This window comes from Aliiglaciecola lipolytica E3 (assembly GCF_000314975.1).
In the GTDB taxonomy this organism is placed as follows: Bacteria; Pseudomonadota; Gammaproteobacteria; order Enterobacterales; family Alteromonadaceae; genus Aliiglaciecola; species Aliiglaciecola lipolytica.
The window spans coordinates 79,824-98,756 of sequence record NZ_BAEN01000014.1 but is presented as its reverse complement, the minus strand read 5'-3'; the positions used below and the strand labels follow the sequence as shown (position 1 = coordinate 98,756).

The following is an 18,933-nucleotide window of genomic DNA, read 5'->3' as shown; positions in this document are numbered from 1 at the left end:
TCAATCAGTTTAGAAAACTAATTAAATGATTTGCAATAAACCAATCTACTCATTTGTGCGTGTTAGATTGCGTTGAAATAAATTCACATTCAACTGGTAAAAAAAAGGATAGATGTAGGAGTTTCTTATATACTCTGTAGATGTAATTTCGCGATTTAAAGACAAAATAGAACATAATCTTTCATTATCATTTTATATCGATACCGCAATGCTGAATCAAAAACTAAAAATTCAAAAAAGTTTGATGAATTTTGCGGCAATCGACTATCGGAGGTTTGATACGTGATGTATGAGCGGAATAAAAGCAATAACCAGCTCAATCAAATTGATTTGAACACCCATGATATTGAGAACTATCTTGATGCCGTTTTCAATATAACCGGTGACCCAATTTTTATTAAAGATGAAGAATGTAGATTACTGTTAGTAAATGACGCTTTTTGTAATATTTTTGGATTAGCAAGGAATCAAATTATCGGTAAAACCCTAGCCGAAGAGGTGACACCGAGCGAGCGCGAACATTTTTTAGCTATCGATAGAAAAGTACTTCAAGAAGGAAAAGAAATTACTTGCGAGGAAACGTTAACGACCAATGGAGCAAAAACCAAAACAATTTTAACCAAAAAGAATCGGTTTTTAGCACCTAATGGCAAACCTTTCATTGTTGGTGTGATTCATGACATCACTGAGCGCAAACAATCCGAGTTACGTGAAAAGTCTCATACTCATATATTAGAGCTAATTACCAGCGGAAAAGAGCTTCCAGATATTCTCATTGCCATTGTCAAAGTTGTCGAAGCCGAAAACCCGAAAATGATGTGCAGTGTGTTGCTTTTGGACGAGTCTGGAAGACACTTATTACATGGCGCGTCAACAAGCTTACCTGAATTCTATTGTAAGGCTATAGAAGGAGAGGAAATAGGTATATCTGCCGGGTCTTGCGGCACGGCTGCTTATAAAAATGAACGTGTTATAGTCAGTGACATTAATACACATCCCTATTGGGCCCAATATAAAGACCTAGCCAACAAGGCAGGCTTAGGATCCTGTTGGTCTGAACCCATCCGCTCTTCGAAAGGAACAGTGCTGGGCACATTTGCGATTTATCACCGCGATATAAATTACCCCACAGACGCTGACTTAACAATAATTGAACAGGCTGCAAGCTTGGCAAGTATCGCCATAGAGAAAAAACAAGCAGAAGAAAAAATAAAACGTGCCGCTAGTGTATTTACACATGCCAATGAAGGCATAATGATAACTGATGCCAATGCTAGCATTATTGAAGTCAATGATACTTTTTGCAAAATCACCGGCTATTCACACGAAGAAGTATTAGGAAAAAACCCCAGAATCCTGCAATCTAATGAACACTCTTCTGATTTTTACTCAACAATGTGGTCCACTATTTTTAACCAAGGACATTGGCGTGGAGAAATTTGGAATCGCAGAAAGAATGGTGAAATATATCCAGAAATGTTGACAATAAGCGCGGTTAAAAATGCGCTAGGGGAAATTCAGCATTACGTTTCATTGTCGACTGATATTTCAGACTTAAAAGCTAACCAAGGCCAACTGGAGCGAATAGCTCACTATGATTTATTAACAAACTTGCCTAATCGAGTACTACTGGCTGATCGATTAAATCAAGCCATGGTGCAATGCCAACGTCATAATAAGTCACTAGGAGTGGCATTTATGGATTTGGATAGCTTTAAAGCCATCAATGATACCTATGGACATAGTGTTGGCGATGAACTTCTCATTGCGGTGTCACAACGTATGAAAGATGCGTTACGTGAAGGCGACACTCTGGCTCGGATAGGCGGTGATGAATTTATTGCCGTTATGGTGGATTTAGAAAAATTCGAAGACACCGAACTTATAATAAGTCGCCTGCTCAAAGCAGCAGCCAGCCCCATAACCGTGTCTACTAGATTAATGCAGGTATCCGCAAGTATCGGAGTCACGCTTTACCCACAAGATGGCGTTGATGCAGAGCAATTGATGCGGCACGCTGATCAAGCTATGTATATTGCGAAACAGGCGGGTAAAAACACCTATCATTTATTTGATACTGCGCAAGATACAGCTATTAACACACAGCGCAAAAGTATTGACAATATTCGTACAGCGATTCAAAAACAGGAGTTTGTGCTGCACTTTCAACCCAAAGTAAATATGCGCACAGGTGAAGTGACAGGGTTTGAGGCCTTGATACGTTGGCACCATCCTATTAATGGAATTATTCCACCGTTGGAGTTTTTACCTATTATTGAGGGTCATGAAGTCAGCTTAAGATTGGGCGAATGGGTTATAAAAACAGCGTTGGATCAGATAATCGAATGGCGCAAAGTGGGTATAAATCTGCCAATAAGTGTCAATATAAGTGCTCATCAACTTCAACAGGACAACTTTACATCTCGATTAGCAACCATTCTTGGAGATTACTCAGAAGTTGAACCAAATTGTTTAGAGTTAGAGATTTTGGAAACCAGTGCATTACAGGATACAAAGCAAGTATCCTCGACCATGAGTGCATGTCAGGAACTCGGGGTTAAATTTGCAATTGACGACTTTGGCACCGGCTATTCCTCGCTAACCTACCTTAAACGTTTGCCTGCCTACCTCATAAAAATTGACCAAAGTTTCGTAAGAGATATGTTAGAAGACACAGACGATTTAGCTATAGTTGAAGGCGTTGTGGGCTTAGCAAAAGCTTTCCGACGCACGGTTATTGCAGAAGGAGTAGAAACCGTTGCTCATGGTGAAGCTCTGTTAAAATTAGGATGTGAACTGGCTCAAGGCTATGGTATTGCCCGCCCTATGGCTTCAGTAGAAATTCCAGCTTGGGTAAAAAGCTGGAAAGCAGATGATGCTTGGCTGCAGCATAATAAGATTAATTAAATTAAAGCGCATCGACTTTTCATTAGAAAAGCCGATGTCTTTTCACCTTAAATCTAAGTTTTATATTGGCGATCCTGGAGGCAGAGATTTCACTTCGAAATTCCCTTTCCATTCACCGGTCGCCATAAACCAATCCAACTGTTTGGCCATCACTTTATTTTGGCCATAGCGTGAGTTTTTATTCAGCCACGTATGTAAATCCATTAGGCCAGCTAATAATGCGCCTTGGGCTTCTGGTGCTAATTCTTTGGCTTGCATAGCTTGAATAACACTATTTAGTACGACGTAATCAACGCGTTGTTTAACATCTGCAGCAAATTTGCTCGATTTTTTCTGAATTGTTTCATCAAATAAATGTTCCAACAAAACAGCAATGGTCAACTGATCGCGACTGTTGATAGGCCGACTTATCAAACGATTTAGCCTTTCTGGATTTAACAATAAACTTAGAGTATACCCTGCTCCCGCTTCTGCCGCGCTAACAGGATCAAAGCCTAAGCCGTTGCGACCTTTAAAGCTTTCTCTTGTATTCGCTTCACCATAACTTTTTGGCGTAATCAAAGCCGTAATGTTTTCGGGAATATGCAAAAACTGTGGAGAAAGTGTAGAGATCATGGCATTTAATGCATCCATTTGTTGATCTTGTTCAACATAGGAAACACCTTTAGGTTTGGAAAAATCGCCTTTGCTTTCGTAACTATAATGTAGCCCACCAATAAGCTTAGCTACTGCATCTAACTGGAAACGATGGAGATAGTAAATTGGCACTAGCGTTTCTTGCAATGAAGCAAGCGTTTCACCTTCAGGCAAAGTATTAATACCAAATTGATCTAAGGCCGTTTTGCGCACTTCGATTAAGTTGTTTAATTCTACTACAGGATCTTCACCATTGTCCCAAAGATGGCCTATTGGGCTAATAGCATGACTTGGACGCGCATCTCGATCACTGATATAGGTTAATCCTGATGTGAGTGCTTTTTGAATTGTTTGCTCCAGATAATCGGCTTCGTTTACATCGTCAGGTAAATCCTGATAGCCGTACGCGACAACGTGCTCATCCCATGCACCCATTCCTACAGCATACGCATCTGAAATGTCTACCTTCGCATCTTTTACGGTAATGGTAGGATGAGGGTAATCCATAACGGATTCACGACCATAAGCACTAGCCGCGAAGTTATGGGATATACCTAATGTATGACCAACTTCATGGGCAGATAACTGTCGAATACGCGCTAACGCCATTTCTTTTTGTGCTTCTGTGCTGCTTTGCCCATCTTTAAATGGACTGGTTAACCCTAGCGCAATTAAATAATCTTGACGAACTCGCAACGAGCCTAAGGTGACCTGACCTTTTATAATTTCTCCGGTTCTAGGGTCACGTACTGACATACCATACGACCAACCGCGTGTAGCACGATGTACCCAATTGATTACGTTGTATCTTACGTCCATCGGATCAGCACCTTCAGGTAACATTTTCACCTGAAATGCATCTTTGTAACCTATTTTAGTGAAGGCTTGATTCCACCACATAGCTCCATCATACAACGCACTTTTGATTGGCTCAGGCACACCAGGATCTAAATAGTAAATGATAGGTTCAACCGCTTCACTGATTGCCGCGTTTGGATTTTTCTTTTCCAACCTATGTCGAGGAATGATTCTTTGTTCCATCGATTGTTCAATTGGCACTGAATAATCTTGATAGGTCATCTTCCAAAAACCCGAGTTTGGACTAAATGCGCGAGGCTTATAATTATCATCTGGAAGTCGGATGAAAGAATGATGCAAATGCACGCTAATGCTATCTGGTGAAGGTGTGACTTGTTGTACGTATTCACCGGGTTTAGAGCCACCAAAAGTAACCAGTGCTTCCATTTCAGTGTTATCTACGAATGCCTTTGTCCGCGGCATATAAACACCACTGCGTTTTGTATCGACCTTAAAACTCCCCTGTTTAGTGCGCTCAAGCCGTGCTGAGATGCCATGAATATCTGATAACAAAAAATCTGTATAGTCGACTAAAACAGCACCATCTTGTTGTGCGACTATGCTAAATCCAGCAATCACAGAGTCAGCAAATGCTTCATCGATGCTTGCCGCTTCTGCTGCATTGTCAGAAGTAGAACGAAACTGTGTATTTAATTGTTTAAGCAATACTTTGTCGCCGAAGCGTTCAAAAACCACTAAACGTGTGTCACCCAATTGTCCACGATCTAAGCCAATATCGTTAGAGCCAATCCCTTGGGGTAAACTGCTCTGGAACAAAACCTGTTGACCAAAATCGTTTATCTGTAAAAATAACTTCCCACTATCTTGTTGATAATAAACGGTATAAAACCCCTGCTTAGCTTGCATTCCAGTTGTAAATTCGGTTATCGATTTACTCTGGGAAAACGCAAATGTTGAAAACAACATTAAGCAAATAACTACGTATTTTTTCACATCTGTCTCCTAAATTTTTTTGGTTTTATTTCTGACAAATATCTTTTCCGACAAAATTTGACGAAAGGAAATTTCAAACTCTCTCAGGTTAATATTGTAATTAAGATTAGTCTGTTTCAGGCTATGCCGATTATCACAAAACAAGTACACTATGCACTCGCTTATTTTAGACAAGGACTACTATGCTTACTTCTACTCAACTTAATACCATGCTTAACCTTCAAGCCAAAATGAATCAAAAGGTTAATGCGCAGTGGTTAACTGCCGGTTATCAGTACCTTAGAGCGGCAATGATTGAAGCGGTAGAAGGAATTGAACATCATGGTTGGAAATGGTGGAAAGCGCAACAAAAAGACCTTCCACAGTTGCAAATGGAATTAGTGGATATATGGCACTTTGCTCTTTCCGCTATCATTATCGACTTTGATGGCAACATAGAGTCCTCAGCCAACACCATTGCAAGTGAATTGAATAATGGTGTCCAGTCAGTTACGTTCGATGGCAAAGAATATGCGTTTAATAACCAAGACATTTTAGAAAATTTAGAATTGATGGCCGGATTATGTGCTGCAAAGCGATTTTCAGTGCCTTTATTTATCAAAGTGTTAGAACAAGCTGAAATGGATTCCCAGGAACTGTATCGCCAATATGTTGGAAAAAACGTGCTTAATTTTTTCAGGCAGGATAACGGTTACAAAGAAGGTAACTACCATAAAATTTGGAATAACCGTGAAGACAATGAGCACTTAGTAGAAATTCTAAATGAGCTGGATATCTCCCTAACGAACTATAGTGATTGCGTGTATGACGGATTACAAAAACGTTATCCTGTATAAACACTAATGCTTTTAACACACTGCTAAAACCGAACTTAATTAAACAAGAAGTTATGATTTAAGATGAAAAACAAGATTCCGCAAACAGCGAAATTAGAATCACCCCATGTACTTGTGAATAAGCCGAATGGAAAAGGTGTATTGCGGATTCTAAAAGCAATGCAGTGTTCTATTCGTGGATTCATATTCGCTTGGCGACATGAATCTGCGTTTAGACAAGAATTGATAATGGCCTGTGTAATGTTGCCATTTGCGTTTGTTTTATCTTCATCAATACAACATTTAGTAGTATTAATTATTAGCCTACTGTTTGTATTATTTGCGGAAATCATCAACTCTGCAATCGAAGCCCTTGCCGATGCCGTCACACTTGAAAATAACGCCTTAATTGGACGTGCGAAAGACATGGGTTCTTCAGCGGTATTTATTTCGTTGACGATACTAACCGTAATTTGGGTAGAAGCCATTTGGCGGTATGTAACTTTGCATCAAATTTTTTAAATTAATAGCGCGCATAAAAAAAGGCCTCCAGTTGGAGGCCTTTGAACTTTTCACTCGATTAATTCAATAATAATCTAAGTTTAGAAGCTATATTTACCTTGCAGATAATAGTAGCCACCGTTGTAATCGAAAGGACCACTTTCATAATATACAGCGCCTAGCTCACCAAGCGTTCCATCTTTCAACTTCTGAGCTTCTTGGTCAAACAAGTTATTGGCACCTGCAGAGATGGTGAATGAATCATTGATGTAATAGCTAACTTCAACATCGATTGTCACCGCTGAATCAGCAATCTCAGAACCCCACTCAGACGTATCATCTGCGTGAGTTGCATAGTACTCACCAAAGTAGTTTGCACGAACGAACATGCTCACATCATCCCAACTTTGCGAGAATGTGAAGGTTGCACGATGATCCGGCATCCCTCTTTCTAAACGACGTACTTTACCTTCGTCTGTGGTTTCAGGATTAAAAGAATCAACTGAAGTTTCATTCCAATTATACGCTAGGCTTAAAGTCGTATCGCCTTCAAACAAATTAAGCGAATAATTAGCGACGATATCTAGACCCTGAGTTGTCGTATCGAAATCGTTAGCATAATAAGTCACGGCTGAAATAAGTTCAGGATTTTGCACCCCTAAACTTCTAAGTTCAGCGTAATCTTCAGCTTCCACAGTAATTTGACTTGATTGTGCTATACGATCAGTAACTTCGATATTGTAGTAATCAATCGTAAAGAATACATCTCCGGTTTCAACTACAGCACCAAATGCAAAACTGGTAGATTCTTCAGGAGTTAGCTCTTTACCACCATAAAACGACGATAATGGATCAGTCGGCGGCGCGATAAAGGTCTGAATTAAATCACCGTTTACAATTGAAGTTTGCGTATTTACCACATTTGCTTGCCCAACAGTTGGTGCTCTAAAGCCTGTACTGTGTGAACCACGCAATGACAAAGTATCATTTACAACATACTGAGCAGTCAATTTGTAGTCTAATGTGTCACCAAATGAAGAGAAGTCTTCATATCTAAGTGCTGCACCTAACAAGAAATCTTCGGTTACGTAGCTTTCAATATCTACATAAGCGCCCATGTTTCGACGGGTATTCACACCAGCAGATTCAGGACCAAACCCTTTAAATCCGTGAGAACCAATGTTGAAGCCCTGATCTGCATAAGGACCCGCTTCCCAAGAAGACTGCTCGCCCGCAACAATTTCAAAGCTCTCTTCACGCCATTCCAGACCTGTTGCTAAATTAAGAGGTGCACCACCTACTTCAATTTCTTTAACTAAATCAAAGTTAAAGGTTTTTTCAAGCTGAATATACGCACCCGTTTCAAATTCAGTGGGTGTATCTAAACCTAAAGATGGGTTTAGGGTATTTTTTAAGTTAAAGCGTGATTCACTGCGACCAACAGAGCCACTTAAGTCAAAAAACCAATCAGCTAAGAAACCAGACTTAATCTCGCCTTTTGTTCCCATAGTTAAAGACGTATCTGTAATATTTCCGCCAAACTGTGGTGTATAACCGCCCGCAAAACCCGGTACCATATTCATAGAGAAACAATTGGGATCTGCAACCATGTCCATATATTCTTGGGTATCCAACACATTGGGAACATTTGCAGGAACTACAGCACAACTGCTTTGGTCACCATTAACAGCACCAACTAACAAGGTTTCACCGCCATCAACAGAATACACGTTACCGCGATTGTGAGGATTACGATAATAGAAACCACCGGTTACATCACGTTCTGAATAGTTACCAAATAAATAGAACTCTTTATCGTCACCTAGATCAAGGCCAATATTACCAAATAAAGTAATATCGTCTTCTATTTCAGGATTACCCCAGATTTGCGCTGGATTTTTAATTTCAGTATTACCGGCGTCAAACAAAGCCTGTGCATCAGGTCTTTGCACACTGCGACTAGTTGCATCTGCATTTTTTAACTGGAAGCTAAAGTTAGCAAAACCATCGCTGGTAAACGGTAAACCGATGTTACCGTCGATAACAGTAGAATCACCGTCACCTTCATAATAAGAGCCTTGGCGAATAGAAATCGAGCCGCCTTCAGAGGCATCTTTCAAAACAAAGTTCATAACCCCAGCTATCGCATCAGAACCGTACTGCGCTGCAGCACCATCACGTAGCACTTCAACTTGCTTTAACGCAACGCTAGGTATTACAGAAATATCAGGGCCTTGAGCACCGTCGTTTACACCGCCGCCTTGGAATGCAATAACAGAAGCACGATGACGACGCTTACCATTTAAAAGAATTAACGTACTGTCAGAAGATAGGCCACGCAAGTTAACCGGACGTATAAGCGAAGCTGCATCACTAATAGGTTGCGCACGCACGTTAAATGAAGGTACTGCAGCTACTAACATATCCAGCATATCAGTAGAGGCATTTTTAGAAAGCTCATCACCACCAATAATATCAACTGGTACTGGTGAATCACCAACAGAGCGCGGCGCACCACGACTACCTACGACCGCAATTTTTTCGACATTAGCATTATCAACTGCCGCTTCTTGTGCCATGGTTGGCATAGCGAAAGTCATGGATAACGCAGCAGATGCCGCTAAACCCATTTTGATACTCAAAGATAGTTTAGATAAATTATTTTTCATGTGTTGTTCCCATATAATAATTTTTTGGATTTTCCGTCATATATTCAAAAACTTTTTGACGTTGACATGCGAAACGGCTAAGTGCTTATCAGTGCACTGATACCGTATTTTCTCATGCTAGATCAGCGATTTATTTTGTATTTTAGATTTTTTGTCGCGCGATCACAGTATTAGTTATAGATGGGTCTCGGTAAAATTACAACACTGTTAGCTAAAAAAAATCCTTTAAAAATAGCAAGTTACTCATCAACCACTTAACGTTAAAAGCGCATAAATATCCACAAAACGCAAAAAAACAATCGTTTGCAAACACCTATCTATTTGTTTTTTAAATGAATTTATACTGTTTAACCATGTTGAAAATCGAATATTTATTAGCTCTTTTACACATAAACTTTGACGGGATTTTTGCTATATTGCCAAAGCAAAAAATATAAGACATAAAAAAGCCCCGCAGGAAGCGGGGCGAAAAGGTCCAGATTATCTGGAAAATTGGGGAGAAGCGTTTCAGTTGTCACATCGTTATAACCCATGGCAATTTGACACTGGATGTCTAATTGAAATACAAAGTTAAAACTAAAATGCGACACAATAAAACTATTCATAGGTAGTTTACGCTTCAGAATATAAAACAACACTCCATCTACCGCTTAATTCATACCAAATATCGCATCCTCCTCTTATAAAAATAAATAAACTTCAAAAGTACATTTACATCACGTCTAATCCCTTTTCGAGTAAGTGGCGTAAATAGCAGATGTTGTTATTATTAATTGCACCCAAAACAATTTATTCAGGGACGTTATTATGGGCAATACCAATCCATTACATTCTCATAAACCTTTTATATCTACACTGACTACAGGTGTTGTTGCCGTACTTTTTTGGGGAGGACTTGCAACACTTATTATTGGTATTTTAATTGGACAGCTTTCATTCAATGGTGCAATTATTATCAGCGATTTTCTGGTAAAAGGTTCTAGTGCCATTCTAGGCGCGGGTGTTTTTGCAAGTATTATGAAATCCGCACAATTTACCAGTATTTTTCAACAGCAAGTTTTTGAAGTTTTCAACGATCCTAAAAAGCTGAGCGAAATTGTAGATGTTCCTAAGCGTTGGTCGGTTCTTACATGTTCGAGACTGAAAGATGTGTTGCCTGATATATACGACATGGCGGCAGAAAAACTGAATGAAGCATTCTTTGATGACGAGTTAGAGTATCACTTTGAGGATTATGACCACTCATACGATATCCATGTTGGTAAAGACGGTTTCATAACAATTATGAACACATTTGATGCCAATATTGTCATTAATCCTAAAATAGATGAATGCACGTTTTTGCAAAATTTTTCCACCTTTTTAGAGGGTGAAGCTATCACCATAGAAGACCTGGAGTTGGAAAATGTTCATCAAAGCAATAAAGACTCACTTTTCACCAAGAACAAAGACAATGTGTATTCACTTTCAGTACCTATAGATAAGAATAAAGCGAAGGTGCGAATAAGACGAACTATTCGTTATAAACAGAGTCTTAGTACTGAACCTTATATTAACGTCTCAATTAGTCGTTATGTTAAGGGTGCGATAGTATCGGCTCGAATTAACAATGGGTACAAGTTGCGCTTAGTTAAAAGTGGTTTAGGGGTGTTTACCGAAAGTATTAAAGAAGGGCTGCGTGCAGAAGGCTACCAAACTTGGACCTTAGCAAAGCAAGGAGACTTGTTACTGCCTGGCTTCGGGTATATACTAGTGATCACATCCGAATAGTCTATTTTTGTCGCCAATAACTGTTTAAATTTTGGCGAAGGAGCACTAAACGTGAAAAGTTCTACAGAAACAGTTTAACGATATACAGTATAACTGATTTAAGTTTCTTAAAACGCTACCCACTTCAAGTTGGTGGCGTTTTTTTATGCTTAAAACCCATTTTACTGACTAGTGAAACCCACACAAAAAAGGCTGCAAATGCAGCCTTTCTCAGATAAATCAAACCTTATACATCATAGGTTGTGGATGCCGTATCACCGCCACGCCCAGTCCAATTAGTGTGGAAAAACTCACCACGAGGTTTATCTTTACGTTCGTAAGTGTGTGCACCAAAGTAATCACGTTGCGCTTGTAAAAGATTAGCTGGCAAATTTTCAGTACGATAACCGTCGAAATAGCTAAGTGCCGAAGATAAACATGGTGCTGCTACACCTTGCAATGCTGCAGTAGCTACCACTTCTCGCCATCCTTGCTGAGCATTTTCAACGACTTTATTAAAGTAATCATCTAACAATAAATTGTCTAGCTCAGGGTTATTATCATAGGCTGCTTTTATATTATCTAAGAACACAGAACGAATGATACAGCCTTCGCGCCACATCATAGCGATACTGCCGTAATCCAAATTCCATTTATATTCTTTCGCTGCTTCTTGCAGTACGGCGAAACCTTGTGCATACGAGACTATTTTTGAAGCCAATAGAGCTTGACGGATACTTTCTAAAAATGCCTCTTTATCACCTTTGAATTCTGCATTAGGGCCAGAAATTAGTTTAGCCGCCTGCACACGCTGACCTTTAATCGCCGACAAACAACGTGCAAAAACAGCTTCACCAATTAGCGTTAGTGGAACCCCAAGATGTAAGGCGGTGATGCCTGTCCATTTACCCGTGCCTTTTTGGCCAGCCGTATCTAGTATTTTGTCTACAAGCGGTTCACCGTTTTCTTTGAAGCCTAAGATATCTGCAGTTATTTCAGTTAGGTAACTAGATAATTCGGTTTCATTCCACTGCTTAAACACAGCCTGCATTTCGTCAGTGCTCATGCCTAGCAAATCCTGCATTAAAATAAAGCCTTCACAGATAATTTGCATATCGCCATATTCGATACCGTTGTGAACCATTTTGACAAAATGACCTGCGCCACCTTCTCCAACCCAGTCGCAACAAGGAATAGTTAACTCACCGTTTTCATCTTTCACTTTAGCCGAAATAGCTTGGAATATAGGTTTAACATGTGGCCAGGCTTGTGGGTTTCCACCTGGCATAATTGACGGGCCTAACAATGCCCCCTCTTCTCCACCAGACACACCTGTACCAACGTACAACAATCCTTTTTCAGCTAGCATCGCCGTTCTACGATTTGAATCTTCAAATTGACTATTACCACCATCAATGATGATGTCGCCTTTGTCTAAATGTGGGATAAGCTGCTGGATAAAGTCATCGACTGGTTGACCGGATTTGACCATCAACATGATTTTGCGAGGAGAAGATAAAGAAGCAACTAGTGAATCAATCGAATCCGCACCACGTATGCTCTTGTCTTTAGCACGTGTAGCCAAAAAGTTTTCCACTTTGTTATACGAACGATTGTAAGCAGTAACAGTAAAACCTTTACTGGCCATATTTAAAATCAGGTTTTCGCCCATGACGGCTAAGCCTACTACGGCTATGTCAGAAAGTGTTTTCATGTAATTCCTCGTTGAATTTGCTGGTCAAGCTACCACGACTTTCACGCAGTATTGACTAAGGCCTAGAAGTTGACAAAAAGTGCGCGTAATTTACAGGAATATGCAGCGTTTTTATAGTTCGATACTTGAACATTTTATAAAAAAATTCAGTTAAGAACGTTTTCTTAAGCGCTAGACATTACTTTCGGCAAATTTTATGCTGCTACTTAGCAATATAATTAAGGTTTATTATGAATCGTATAACACCATTCCTGTATTTTCTCATTGTGTTTACCGCAGCTACATCTGCCAACCAATCTAATGCTCAAGTGGAATCCGAGATAGTTGCGTTGCTAAATGAGCAACTACCAGAAGCACAAGAACTACTCAAAAGATCCGTCAATATTAATAGCGGAACGATGAATTTTGCTGGTGTGAAATCAGTAGGACAATTATTTCAAAAGGAACTAGATGAGATAGGTTTTACAACACACTGGCAGGGTGGTGCTGAATTCGATCGTGCTGGCCATTTGATAGCGAGTTATGGCAATAAAGGACCAAAGATTTTAATGATAGGTCATTTAGATACGGTATTTGCCAAAGATGATAGCTTTCAGGAGTATCAAACACTTGCAGACAATAAAGTCGCAGGCCCTGGCATTACCGATATGAAAGGTGGTGACGTGATCATCATCGAAGTAATGCGCGCACTTAAAAACCTTGGAATACTCGACGACGTAAGTATAAAAATAGTAATGACAGGAGATGAAGAGCGCAGCGGTAAACCCTTGTCTGCCTCAAAAAAAGCCATTATCGACGCAGCCAAATGGGCTGATATAGCATTAGGTTTTGAAGATGGAGATAGTGATATCAAGACCGCAGTGGTCGCTCGCAGAGGCTCAATCGACTGGCAACTAGATGTAACTGGAAGGGCCGCACATTCATCACAAATATTTAGTGAAAATGTTGGCTACGGGGCGATTTTTGAAGCCGCTCGTATTCTTGATGCATTTCGTCAGGAACTGGCACATTTAGGTAATTTAACGTTTAATCCTGGCATAATTCTAGGCGGAACGGATACCACTTTTGATCAACAAACTGCTAACGGGACGGCGTTTGGCAAAAATAATGTCGTTGCCAAACACGTTATTGTAAAAGGCGGAATCAGAGCATTAACGCCGCAAGAATTAGACACTGCAAAAAGTACGATGCAAAAAATCGTAAAACAGAATTTACTGCATACCAATGCAACATTAACGATTGGCAATGGATACCCTCCCATGGCACCTACTGAAAAAAATTATCAGTTGCTCAGCTGGTACAGCGATGTCAGTGAATCGTTAGGATACGGTAAAGTAGTCGCGGTTAACCCACGTAATGCTGGTGCAGCAGATATTTCCTTTGCCGCTGATCATGTAGAAATGGCGTTAGATGGATTAGGTTTGATGGGTGCTGGAGGTCACACTAAAGACGAACAGGCCGATATGACAAGCTTCGCCAAAAACATGCATAAAGCAGCGATATTAATCTATCGATTGGCCCAGCAACAAAATAGTAAATAAAGTTTACAAAACATGACTAGATTGGATCAGGCCCAGGTGACGTTATAAACATCTTTGAGATAGCGAACAAAGTTCTCATCGTCACATAAGTTTTTACCGATGGTGTCAGATATTTTGGCAACGGGCCGATCATTCACTTTAACGAGTTTCATCACCATATTCAGTGGTACAACACCCTCTACGTCATTGGAGAGAAACGTTCCTATACCAAAAGATGTGCGGATCCGTCCTCTAAAGTGTAAAAACAACTCTAGCATTTTCTCAAAGTCTAAGGCGTCACTAAATATGACCGTTTTGGTGGTCGGGTCCAACTTCAAATCTTTGTACATTTTTATCGCTTTCTCGCCAAATTCAAATGGACATCCAGAGTCTTGGCGCAAACCTTCAAACAACTTAGCAAAATATAAATCAAAGTCTCTGACAAATGCATCCATACCAATCACGTCCGTCAATGCATAACCTAGCTGTCCTCGAAACTCTTTAACCCAGCATTCCAATGTATGTTTTTGTGAATGAGCTAACTGCACCCCTACCTGTTGTGACAACATAAATATTTCATGGGCCATAGTGCCGATAGGATTAACACCCAGTTCTTTGGCAATATGCATATTTGAGGTACCAATGAAGAAATCAGGCAATTTTGTGTTTAGCATATCCACCACGGTTAACTGTGTTTCATAGCTAAAGCGTCTGCGAGTCCCAAAGTCAGCCAAGGTCAGGCCGGTTAAATCATGTTTTTGATGCTGCTGATTTAGCCAGTCAATTTTAGCAAACAGCGGCTTTCGCACATCTTCATATGATTTTTGCGGATAGTTTCTGCGATTATAAACCTCAGCAACAGTAGAAAGCACCGGCATTTCAAAATTATGGATATGCATTAATGGTCCGCGTGCGACAATCGACAATTGGTTATTTTGTTCTGAAATGTATAAAAAACGACTTTGAAAAGACCACATTCTGGCCCACTCAATAAAATCTTTGGTATACCATGGTGTTTTCTCTAACCAACGAATCTGGTCGTCAGTAAACTTCAAACCGTCTAGTTTTTGTAACTCTTGCTGGATTTCTGCTTTATATGGGCGGAGGTCCACATCACTACGCATAAAAAAACGATATTCCGCCTCTTCAATATAGGGATATTGATGCATGAAGCATTGCCACATATTCATTTTATAGTAGTCGTTATCTAACGCAGAAAAATTAAGGTTTTTTCTAAATAACGAATTACGTCTTGCGGCGGCTTTAGGGAAATTCATTATGAGATGCCCTGCCCTGATATCCAAACTTTTACTGCTTGACTGTTTTCTAAAACAGTTATGCCCATCTCTTGCATTAAATCAAGCTGCTCTGCCACACCTTCAGGTGAAATACCGCGGCAAGCTGCTAAATTGATCGCCACATCAAACCGTTTACTTTTTTGTAGCTGTTTGGCCGTGGTTGCCACACAAAAATCTGTAGCCAATCCTCCAACAATGATTTTGTCTACTTGATGAAATACCAAATACTCAATCAACCCAGTAGATAACTTCTCGGCTAAATCATGATAACAAGCCCCGTAGGGATGAAGATCAGGTGCCACCCCCTTCCACACAAAAAAGTCATATTCAGTTGCTGCTGGTAAACCATCGAGCAATTCAAATCCCTTGGTGCCGGGGCGACAATGGATCTTAAATGTGCAGTCAGTATTTGGATAATCTAGGGGTTTAAATTGTTCATCTGCATCATCAACGACAAATAAAGCTTGCTCACAATGAGCATCACTACTACCGATAATCAAATCTGCCAAGGCATTTTGCGCGAGAAGTTCAGGAACAATTTGATCACCTTCCACGACAGGTAGCTCATCTGGACAAATAGGTGTAAAACCTTTTTGAGGATCCACGTTGATTGATGCAACTTTTGATTTCATTAACAGCTTAACCTCAAATTTTAATATTACACTTACGCTATATACATTTTTCCAACATTTGGAAACCTATGCATATAATTTTAAACGGTTTTTACTACACTTTTTGCCAAAGTTATGGCTCAATAGAGAAGTACTTTAACTAACTATAAACAACAATATTTTTGTTTCTTCTGGAACCCGCAATATGAATATAGCGATTTTTGGTGCTGCATTTAATCCGCCTACTTTTGGGCATCAAGACGCAATTGAATACATTAACTCCCATGAACCAGCTTTCGACAGCATATTGTTGGTTCCGTCATATGCTCACGCGTTTTCTAAAAAGATGATTTCTTATGAGCAAAGAATCGCTATGCTACGATTATTTGCAGACCAGCTTTCTATTTCTAAGATTGAAGTATTCCCCATTGAAGATCAACTAAGTGACGGCACGAATCCTATCTACACTTATGATCTAATGTCTTATTTGCAATCAGAATATTATCCAGATGCAAAGCTCACGTTTGTGATGGGACCCGATAATCACAAAAATTGGCACAAGTTTTATAAATCTCAAGAAATTCTCGAAAACTGGAATATTCTTGTTGTCCCTGAGCGAGTGGAAGTAAGATCGACAGACGTACGCAACAACTTGTTAAATCGCAATGAAATTGATAAGCAAGTCCCAAAAGGTGTGGCTGACTATATTCATACCCATGGACTCTATTTATGCGAATCACAGCAGTAAATCAACCCACAAGCTGAAGTAATTTATAGTTGAAATCAATCTAGGGTACGCATTATTTAATCGTTCAATAGAGCCCGCATAGCGTGTCGCTACTAGCTACAAAAAAAGACTAGGAGCGACCGCAATAGTACAAACTTACACTAACTCCCCATTTCAATGACATTGCCAGCTAGTTAATGTTGTTTTGCTTTTTGTTCACTGATCCAGTCTTTGCTTAGCTGTTCAAGTAAATCCAGCGGTAAACTGCCATTCTTAAGTATCTGGTCGTGAAACTTTCTCACATCAAATTGTTCGCCCAGTTGCGTTTGCGCCAACTCTCGAAGTTCTACAATCTTCAATTCACCGATTTTGTAAGACAATGCCTGAGCGGGCCAACTTATGTAACGGTCAATTTGACCAACAACATCACTCATACTCAATGCTGTATTTTCGGCTAAATAATCTATCGCTTGTTGCCGCGTCCAACTTTTAGCATGAATGCCTGTATCGACTACCAGTCGGCAAGCACGCCAAGCTTCATAGGTTAAGCGCCCAAAATCACTATATGGATCTTGGTAAAATCCCATTTCTTTACCTAGCCGCTCTGAATACAAACCCCATCCTTCTCCATAAGCTGAGTGGTACAGTTTTTTTCTAAAATTTGCCATATCGATTTCTTGTGCAATTGAACTTTGGAAATGATGTCCTGGCTCTGCTTCGTGAAATGTCAATGCTTCAAGGGTGTATAAGGGTTGGCTTTGTAAATCTTGGGTATCTAAAAAGTAAGTGCCCGCAGTTGTTCCACTGCCATCCGATGCGACGTAATATGCACCACCATTGGGGCTCGATTTAATATCAAATGTTGTGCGTGGCAATACACTGAACCACTTAGGTAACTGTCCAGCCATTTTGCGACTGATGTAGCTGGCTTTTTCAATCATATCCAGTGCACTATCGGTATAAAATTGCTCATCACTACGCAAGAATGCAATAAATTCGTTAAAGTTGCCCTGAAAACCAACATCATCAATTATGGTTAACATGTCTTTTTTAATACGTGCAACTTCATCCAAACCAATTTGGTGAATTTGCTCAGCACTCAGATCGGTTGTTGTGTAATACTCAATTAGATATTTATAATATTCAGAGCCACCGTCAACACTACTTATTCCGGCTTTTTTACGACAGTTGGGCATATATTGTTGAGTAAAAAAATCATAGAATTTTTGGTACTCAGGAATCACTTCATCACGGATAAGCTGTTTGGCTTTTTGTTGATAATGCAGTTTATTCTGTTGAGTTATATTGGTTGGGATATTGGCCAACGGCGCCCAAAAAACACTGTCTTCAACATTCTTAACAATATGTTTGCTAATCGATTTATCATAGTTTCTAAAGGTCTCGCAATAATGCACATACCCTTTTTTCACTGCCTCTGTTAAATCATCAATAAATTCTTGGTTATAGCGCGGAAAGTCAGCCAGACTCACTAGATAGTTTTCGTAATCTTCAGACGTTAAAAATGACATATTTGCCGGTGCGCCAGCAAAATAACTGTGATAACCGGAGTAATAATTTAGCGGAAAATAGCGATCAAGTTGTTGGTAGCTTTTCGCTTCTGCTTGTCTTTCATAAGCAAACAATTTATAGGTAACTTGTTGATTTTCTGAAAGTTGAGAAACATCTACCTCGGCAAGACGTTGGATGATTTTTTGATTAAACTTCTGTCTTCTTTCTCTTCCCTGTTGCGACATATCCGGCAACTTTCCATTCATCCTAAACGCATCCGGATCATTGCGAAAGAACAATTGCTCCCGATTTTCGTGCTGCCAATGTTCGTCCAATATTTGTTGAAATATTTTAGTATTTGTATCGGGAGTTGCTTGGGCAAAAAGGGCATAAAAACTTAGCAAAAATATCAATCGAGGTAACGTGTTTGTAGGCATGTCTGTTCCAGCTTAATTAACCTAATTT

General features: G+C 39.8%; 12 protein-coding genes. 6 read left to right on the top strand and 6 right to left on the bottom strand.

Annotated elements, in window-relative coordinates:
* Positions 1–285 precede the first annotated feature (285 nt).
* Positions 286–2,907, top strand: coding sequence for a bifunctional diguanylate cyclase/phosphodiesterase (locus GLIP_RS02050; protein ID WP_008842894.1), 2,622 nt, complete (start codon positions 286–288; stop codon positions 2,905–2,907).
* A 60-nt stretch (positions 2,908–2,967) separates the two neighbouring features.
* Here the strand turns inward: GLIP_RS02050 and GLIP_RS02045 are convergent, their stop codons facing one another.
* Positions 2,968–5,328, bottom strand: a complete 2,361-nt coding sequence (locus GLIP_RS02045) for a zinc-dependent metalloprotease (protein ID WP_052154916.1) — start codon at positions 5,326–5,328, stop codon at positions 2,968–2,970.
* 209 nt (positions 5,329–5,537) lie between these two features.
* Here GLIP_RS02045 and GLIP_RS02040 point away from each other — a divergent pair, with 209 nt between their 5' ends.
* Positions 5,538–6,191: a dUTP diphosphatase gene (locus GLIP_RS02040; protein WP_008842892.1), complete on the top strand. Its 654-nt coding sequence runs from the start codon at positions 5,538–5,540 to the stop codon at positions 6,189–6,191.
* A 63-nt stretch (positions 6,192–6,254) separates the two neighbouring features.
* Entirely contained in the window at positions 6,255–6,692 is a 438-nt protein-coding gene (locus GLIP_RS02035; RefSeq protein WP_008842891.1) for a diacylglycerol kinase, read from the top strand.
* Positions 6,693–6,772: 80 nt separating this feature from the next.
* Here GLIP_RS02035 and GLIP_RS02030 read toward each other — a convergent pair whose 3' ends face one another.
* Complete coding sequence (locus GLIP_RS02030; RefSeq protein WP_008842890.1) at positions 6,773–9,340, bottom strand: TonB-dependent receptor plug domain-containing protein; 2,568 nt, start codon at positions 9,338–9,340, stop codon at positions 6,773–6,775.
* A gap of 807 nt (positions 9,341–10,147) precedes the next feature.
* On the opposite strand from GLIP_RS02030, the gene GLIP_RS02020 reads away from it, so the two are divergent.
* The gene (locus tag GLIP_RS02020) at positions 10,148–11,110 is read left to right on the top strand and encodes a hypothetical protein (protein WP_008842888.1); all 963 of its coding nucleotides are present in this window, start codon (positions 10,148–10,150) and stop codon (positions 11,108–11,110) included.
* 226 nt (positions 11,111–11,336) lie between these two features.
* On the opposite strand, the gene gnd is transcribed toward GLIP_RS02020, so the two are convergent.
* Positions 11,337–12,803, bottom strand: a complete 1,467-nt coding sequence (gnd, locus tag GLIP_RS02015) for a decarboxylating NADP(+)-dependent phosphogluconate dehydrogenase (RefSeq protein WP_008842887.1) — start codon at positions 12,801–12,803, stop codon at positions 11,337–11,339.
* A 230-nt stretch (positions 12,804–13,033) separates the two neighbouring features.
* Here gnd and GLIP_RS02010 point away from each other — a divergent pair, with 230 nt between their 5' ends.
* Positions 13,034–14,344 carry a M20/M25/M40 family metallo-hydrolase gene (locus GLIP_RS02010; RefSeq protein ID WP_008842886.1) on the top strand — a complete coding sequence of 437 codons (1,311 nt, stop codon included), beginning with the start codon at positions 13,034–13,036 and terminating at the stop codon, positions 14,342–14,344.
* A gap of 26 nt (positions 14,345–14,370) precedes the next feature.
* Here the strand turns inward: GLIP_RS02010 and pncB are convergent, their stop codons facing one another.
* Together pncB and GLIP_RS02000 are read right to left on the bottom strand one after the other, a co-directional pair.
* Positions 14,371–15,600 (bottom strand): nicotinate phosphoribosyltransferase, encoded by a 1,230-nt coding sequence (gene pncB / locus GLIP_RS02005; protein ID WP_008842885.1) that lies wholly within the window; start codon positions 15,598–15,600, stop codon positions 14,371–14,373.
* A complete protein-coding gene (locus tag GLIP_RS02000; protein ID WP_008842884.1) occupies positions 15,600–16,253 on the bottom strand; it encodes an isochorismatase family protein in 654 nt (217 codons plus the stop codon). Before GLIP_RS02000 ends, pncB begins: the two co-directional genes overlap by 1 nt.
* Positions 16,254–16,437: 184 nt before the next feature.
* Between GLIP_RS02000 and GLIP_RS01995 the strand changes: the two genes are divergently transcribed.
* Positions 16,438–16,980, top strand: a complete 543-nt coding sequence (locus GLIP_RS01995) for a nicotinate-nicotinamide nucleotide adenylyltransferase (RefSeq protein WP_008842882.1) — start codon at positions 16,438–16,440, stop codon at positions 16,978–16,980.
* Between the two features lie 173 nt (positions 16,981–17,153).
* Here the strand turns inward: GLIP_RS01995 and GLIP_RS01990 are convergent, their stop codons facing one another.
* Positions 17,154–18,905, bottom strand: a complete 1,752-nt coding sequence (locus tag GLIP_RS01990) for a DUF885 domain-containing protein (RefSeq protein ID WP_008842881.1) — start codon at positions 18,903–18,905, stop codon at positions 17,154–17,156.
* Positions 18,906–18,933 lie beyond the last annotated feature (28 nt).